This window comes from Rhodopseudomonas sp. B29, from assembly GCF_000333455.1.
Classification (GTDB): Bacteria; Pseudomonadota; Alphaproteobacteria; order Rhizobiales; family Xanthobacteraceae; genus Rhodopseudomonas.
This window is the reverse complement of the sequence record NZ_BADD01000638.1, coordinates 1-6,443: the sequence shown is the minus strand read 5'-3', so window position 1 is coordinate 6,443 and position 6,443 is coordinate 1. Positions and strand designations below refer to the sequence as shown.

Below are 6,443 nucleotides of genomic sequence, written 5' to 3'. Positions count from 1 at the left end.
GCCTTCCCAGGTCGAGCGAGGCGATCGAGGTGTTGCCGTGCAGATAGGGTGTAGCGGACGCCGCGGCGGCGTCCATTGCCGGCTGCGGGATCAGCACGAAAGCCGAAGCGATGGCATGGACGTGCTTGCCGGTGAGCGTCTGGATCGCCGACACCGTGCCTTCCGGCGTCATGATATCGATGTCGGTCACTTCGGCTCGCAGCTTACGCCCACCGACGCCGCCCGCCGCATTGATCTCTTCGATGGCGAGCGAGACCCCGTTCAGCCAGTCCTTCTGGTCACCGACGCCGACCGGAGAGGATTGCGCGGTCGGGACGCCGATGACGATGTCATCCGCAGCGGCGGCGCGGCGGGGCAGACTGCCCGCCAGAGCAGATGCAGCAATTCCACCAAGTAACGTCCTGCGTGCAATCCTCGTCATCGCTGATCCTCTGTTCGGCCGACGGCTCCTGAGCATTGGAACGGTACGGCGTGGATCAGAGGTCTGGGAATGATGCAAATGCATCACGCGGGTCGCGCAGAGATAGTCGAGGATTAGTCGGCGGCGCTGCTATGCACTAATTTGACCAGCGCGGCCTTGTTGCGCGCACCCAGCTTGGAGAGCACCGCCTGCGTGTGGTTTCTCACTGTCGCGGGTGAAATACCGAGCGATCTTGCGATTTCCTTGTGGGTCAAGCCGTCGACGATGTGATCGACGACCTGACGCTCGCGCTGGGTGAGGTGGGAGCACGGGTCGTTATCGAGCAGGCGTAGATAATAGAGAGACGGGTTCGATAGCTGCGCCGCGGCGCGGCACTCGAACCGCAGGCTGGCGATCGAGGCGACGCCGCCAACGGTCGCCCGCGGCAGCGACGGCATTCGGTCGCCGCGCCAACCTGGCCACAATTCCTTCAGCGATCGTAGCGCTTCGGGTGACGCGGTGATCACCCGGCCGGTGTCGTTGACCAGGAGATATCCGCCCTTGCTGTCGCGCTGCACCCTGCGGTTGACCGCCAGCTGGATGTGGTCGAGGGCGGCGCGGAGAAAGCCGAGCTGCTGTGGATCGAACGCCTTGGCGGATCGGCCGCTGCGATACGAGGACATGAACAGCGACACGGGATTGCGCTTGTGGTCGATCACGGTGACCGCGAGCTTGTCGATGCCGTAGCGATCCGACAGCGCAACCATCCCCTGTGTATGGCGTGAGCCCTGGCGGTTGTAGGTCGCGTAGTCCGAACCTGTATCGATGACATCGCGTGCCAGGAGATCGTCGTGTTTGATCCCGCACCAAAACGCGAAGAAGTCATCGGGCAGGTTGCGCATCACCGACCCGTACACCTCGACGTTGTCATGGCTGAGATCGGCCCAGCCGGCCCAGTTGGCGTCGCAATCGGTCACTTTGCCCAGAGTATCGATACTCCAGCTCAAAAGCTGTACCGCATCGTCGACGTGACTACGCTCGTTCAATTCGAGAACGAACGTGCTGAACGCCTTGAGAGCGGCGCGAGCTTCCATGGGACTATCCAGGCCGACGCGGGAAGTTCTGCGAATGAACGGTAAATTAAACCTGCGCTCTTTCCCACTGCCAAGGCTAAAATTGGGTCGTCCACGCAAGTACATCCGGCATTTTGCGTCTGCGAAGGCCGTTTGTGCCTAGCTATTAGGCTTCGGCGGCTCGTGCCGGTCGGGACGAACGGGCGTTGTTCGCGCAGCAAACTAACTACCCGGGGCGTTATCGAGCCGTAATTTGACGCTGGATTTCGCGGAGGAGCTGCTGTCGAAGCAGGGGCGCGGCTGCGAGGCCTTGCCCACCCGGGTATGGCGGGGCGCGCAAAGCGAGTGGGGAGCTCAGGCTTAGTGCGTTTTCGAGCGAAGTGGATACCGGTTCGCGTGAAGAAAACGCGTCAAAACAAAAATCTAGAGCTCCGGTTCTGATTCTATCAGAACCGGAAAATCTCTAGTGCGTGCTCTCGGCCGTTGCGGTCAGCGGCAGGCTGGTCAGCGTGGCGACGGCGGGGCCGGTGAAGCTGTCGGCGTAGAGGCCGGGCTGCGGATCGTCGACGAAAGCCATTGCCAGAGTCGTTTCCGGCTTCACGAAATGCCGGCTCATCAGCGTCATGTCGATATCACCGATCACGGTTGCGGCTGACTTGATCGCGCTCGGCATCAGGATCATGGCGCGCATCCAGACGTCGTTGTCGCGACTGCCGGCGGCGGTGAGCCGCGCCGAGGTCGCCACGATGACGGTCTTGGCCTTGGCGATCACGCTGTCGATCTTGACCGCGGCAGCGCGGCCCAGCGAGGCGGCGCGCGGACCGCGCGGGATCGGCGCGCTGGCGGTGACCGTGTGGACGCGGGTGCGCGGATGCTCGGAGCTGTCGACCGGCGCGTAGGCCATCGCATTCATCGCTTCGATCGACGTGGTGCGGTCGGCGGCCGCGAGCGCCTGGCGTGCCGTGACGGCGGCGACCTGAGCCGGCGTCGCCTGCTTGGGCGCGGCCGGCATGTCGTCCCAGAAGCCGCGGGCGTTGATGATATCAGCGGGACTCTGCGGCTTGGAGTCAGCGTCGGCAGGCCGCGCGGTGGGCACCGGCATCGGCGGCACCGGCGGCGCATCGGCCGAAGCGACCTGGATCGGCTTGGCGGGGGCGGCGGGTCGGGCGGCAGCAAGCTGGATCAGGCTCGCCGGCTTGGCGCGCGGCATCGGCACCGGATCGGCTTTGGCGTCGGCGGTCTTGGTCTCAGAAGTCTTGGTCTCAGAGGTCTTGGTCTCAGCAGTCTTGATCTCAGCGGTCTTGGTGTCGTTAGCCGACTTGATGTCCAGCGACTTGGAGTCGGCTGACGCGACCTGGACGGACGCGGTGCCCTCGTCCTCGTCATCCGCGCCCTTGCGGCCGAACAGGGCGGCCAGCAGGTTCTGCTTGTCCGACGAGCCGTCGGCATTCTTGCCGCGCTTCTGGATATCGGCCAGCGCCAGCTCATAGTTCTTCAGCGGCTTGCCGCTGGTCGGCAGATGCACGGTGCGGCCGTCCGGGAAGACGCGGGCGAGCTGATCGGCGGTCATGCGCGGCCAGTGCCGGATATTGCCGGTGTCGAGATGCACGAAGGGCGAGCCGGAGGTCGGATAGAACCCGACGCCGCCGCGCTGCAGCCGCAGGCCGGCGAAACGGATCTGCTCCAGCGGCACGCCGGGAATGAAGAAGTCCATGGCGTGGCCGAGCATGTGCTGGCTGTGGCGCGCCACGCCTGAGGAGCGCCGCCGCAGCATGGCGTTGGTGGCTGGCGAGCGATAGGCGGAAATGATCTGGATCGGCTGCTTGCCGTCGACGTCGCGATAGACTTCCCAGAGGATGTCGAACAGCGACCGGTCCATCACGGTCTGGTCCTGGTTGCGCCAGTCCCGCAGGAAGTGGTTGAGCTTCTTCAGTGCCTCTTCGTCATAGCGGCCGCTGCGCTTGAACGTGACGGTGAGGTCTTCGCCCGAATGGGTGTGATGGAAGGAGAGGGTGCGGGTGTCGCCGAGGGCGGTGGCGTCGTGCACCGTACCGGCCGCGCCGAGCAGAAGGATGGAGCTGAGAGCTGCGCCAGCGCCCGCCTTCGGCAGCGAAATTAGTTTCGACAGCAGATGGACGCGGCGCGCAAGACCAGCCAGCACGAATGAGCCCCACACCAGGACGACCAAATTGGACGATTGCGGATGAACCTTTCCGCCGACCCCATGTGGGCGGACAGGATGAGCTCTCAGCTAGCGGCCGTTAGGTTAACGGCGACTTGACGCTGACACGCGCTCGAAGGCCGCAGATCGAACATTAGTCGATCCACAACCTTAACTCCGCGACTATGGCGAAAAATAGCCATTTGCCGCCGTCCTGGTGGACGACTGTTAATCTTGGTTAATAGAGGCTGCGGGTCAGCGCGTAGCTCGCTGACCCGACAAGGTTTTTTCCCTTAACGCCGCGCTGCCTCGTGCCTCAGCGGGTATAGACGCGGCGCGGATTGCGGCGCTGCGGAGCCGGCGCGGCCTGTTGCGGACCGCCGCCGAACAGGCGCTCGAAGAAGTTGAAGCCCGACGACTGGGCGCCGGAATTGTAGTCGCCGGCGACGTTTACGCCATCCGGGATGCGAACCGGCTTGCCGCCGCCATAGCTCGGCTGCGAGTGGGCGACCACCGCTTCGAGGTTCTTGTTCTTGTCGTTCTTGAGCAGCGCCAGCATCGTGGCATCGCGGCCGTAAACGTCCTTACGCAGCTCCAGCTTGCCGGCATCGTCCACGAAAGCGGTCTGGTAGGTGATGTTGACCGGAATCGGGGTGGGGAATTTCAGATCGATCTCGCTGCGACCATACATCGAGCGGATTTTTTCGGGCGTGTAGCGGTCGTTCGGCAGCGCGATGTTGAGCAGCGTCGACGCGTAGACGTCGGGGTTCTGCACCCGCATGCAGCCATGGCTGAAGGCGCGCTCCGACTTGGCGAACAGGTACTTGTCCGGCGTGTCGTGCTGATACACCAGGAATTTGTTGGGGAAGTTGAAGCGGATGCGGCCGAGCGCGTTGGCTTCGCCGGGCGGCTGCGAAATGTGCACCGAGCCGTCGCGGTTGCGCTCGAGCTTCAGGCCCATGCGGTCGAGCACGGTCGGGTCCTGCTGCAGCGCCGGCAGATATTCGCCATAGACGATCGACGGCGGCACGTTCCAGGTCGGGTTGACGGTGATGTACTTCATCGTCTCGGTCAGCAGCGGCGTCGCGTGCTTGCCGGGCTTGCCGGTGACGACGCGCGTCGACCAAACCTGGGCGCCGTGCTGCATCACCTTCAGCGTGTAGTCCGGAATGTTGAGGATCACATAGGCGTCGCCGAGCGACGGCGCGCCGAGGTCGCGCGGCAGCCAGCGCCAGCGTTCCATATTGACGATGATGGTGTCGATGGTGCGGTCGCGCTTGGGCGTGTTCAGCGCCTTCACGGTGCGCGCGTCGAGCGCGCCGGTCGCCGGAATGTCCGAAGCGTTCTGGAATTTGCGGACGGCAGCGGCGACCTTGGCGTCGTAAGTCGTGCTGTCGGCGTTCTCGGTGATGCCGAGGCGCGTGCGCAGCTGCGGCACGCGTGGGTCGTCCATCGTCTTCTCGGCCTGCTTCTTGCGGGCCGGCACGTACTTCAAGGTATCGCCTTCGGCGATCGTCACCGGCGGCTTGTCGCCTTCGCCGCGCAGCTCGGCGAGCTTCTTCTTCAGCTCGCGATACAGCTTGTGGGGCGGGTTGTAGCTGTCCAGCGCGGTCGAAGCGTCCTTGGCGGTGCTGACCTTGGTCAGTACTTCGGTCGGATCGATCGGGTGCTCGGGATACTGGATGTCGCCGGAGACCTGCGACCAGTGCATGCGGCCGCTCTGCGCCTGCCGCGCATAGTCCATCATGCTGGCGGTGAGCTTCAGCTCGGCTTCGGCCAGCGCATCGGGTGTCGTGGCAGCGGCAAAGTCCGGCACCGGGTAGTCGGTCGGATCGAGGCCGTCGGCGCCCGCGTCCTTCAGCCGCGCGATCACGCCCTTGGCGGGCTCGGTCAGCGCGCCGGCAGCGGTCCACACCGGCGCGTAGCTGCGCGCTTCGTAGAATTTCTCGACGGCGGCGCGCTCGGCCTTGCGATCGAAATAGCGCGCCGACTTGGTGGTCAGTGCATCGCGCAGCTTGTCGGCCACGCCCTGGTCGGCGGCAGGCACGGTGCTGGCGGCCTGCTGCGGTGCAGCCGGCTGATCCTTGGTGGCCTGGTCCTTGGCGGGCTCGGTGGTCGCGGGGGCCGCCGCGGGTGCGATGGCCGTTTCGGCCGCAGGCCCGGCCGGTGTCGCCGTGGCCGGCGGAATGGTCGCGGTGGTTTCGGGCTTGGCCGGCTCGGCGGCCGGCGCAGCCGCGGTTTGCGGCTTGGCATCCGGAGCCGCATCCGTCTTGGAATCCGTCTTGGAATCCGTCTTGGCGTCGGCCTTGAAGTCGGTCGGCGCGACCGGCGGCAGCTCGACCTTGTCGGGCACCGGGACTGCGGCATCGATCGCCAGCTCGGACGCGGGGCGGTTGGGCGTTTGCGCCAGGACCGACGTGGCGGACACAGTCGCGCCGACGAAGCTGGCCGCAACAACCATCAGCACGGCTTCGAAACCGCGGCGTCCGTTTTGGTGATCTCGCATTCCGTAATCCCCTTGGGCGAAGCTGCCCCGCGCAGGAACAGTTCGGATTACTGTTCGGTCCGGGTGGCCTTTCGTTACGGGATGGGTCCCGCCAAAAGGTGTTCAAGCACCCGATTCACTGGCCGTCACGTTACAGAGCCGAGGCTGGCGCAACCAGCATCTGTCGGTGTCATCACGACAAACTGACGTACAGCCCACCTGCAAAGGCGTGTCATCCTTCTGCCATGGGCCGCCGGGTTTGTCTGTCACTCCCCGGCAACGGTTCGAAACGTTCCGAATCGCTGTTTTGATCCTGTTCCCGCG

The 6,443-nt window shown here is 64.8% G+C and carries 4 protein-coding genes; all 4 read right to left on the bottom strand.

The window, feature by feature from the left end:
- On the bottom strand, positions 1 to 421 hold a 421-nt coding region (locus tag I5M_RS23015), incomplete at its 3' end, for an ABC transporter substrate-binding protein (protein ID WP_031337357.1).
- 113 nt (positions 422 to 534) lie between these two features.
- Positions 535 to 1,593 (bottom strand): LuxR C-terminal-related transcriptional regulator, encoded by a 1,059-nt coding sequence (locus tag I5M_RS23010; RefSeq protein WP_148287945.1) that lies wholly within the window; start codon positions 1,591 to 1,593, stop codon positions 535 to 537.
- Positions 1,594 to 1,936: 343 nt separating this feature from the next.
- Positions 1,937 to 3,634 carry a DUF882 domain-containing protein gene (locus I5M_RS23005; RefSeq protein WP_040771860.1) on the bottom strand — a complete coding sequence of 566 codons (1,698 nt, stop codon included), beginning with the start codon at positions 3,632 to 3,634 and terminating at the stop codon, positions 1,937 to 1,939.
- Positions 3,635 to 3,950: 316 nt separating this feature from the next.
- Entirely contained in the window at positions 3,951 to 6,140 is a 2,190-nt protein-coding gene (locus I5M_RS23000) for a murein L,D-transpeptidase (RefSeq protein ID WP_022723551.1), read from the bottom strand.
- Positions 6,141 to 6,443: the final 303 nt, after the last annotated feature.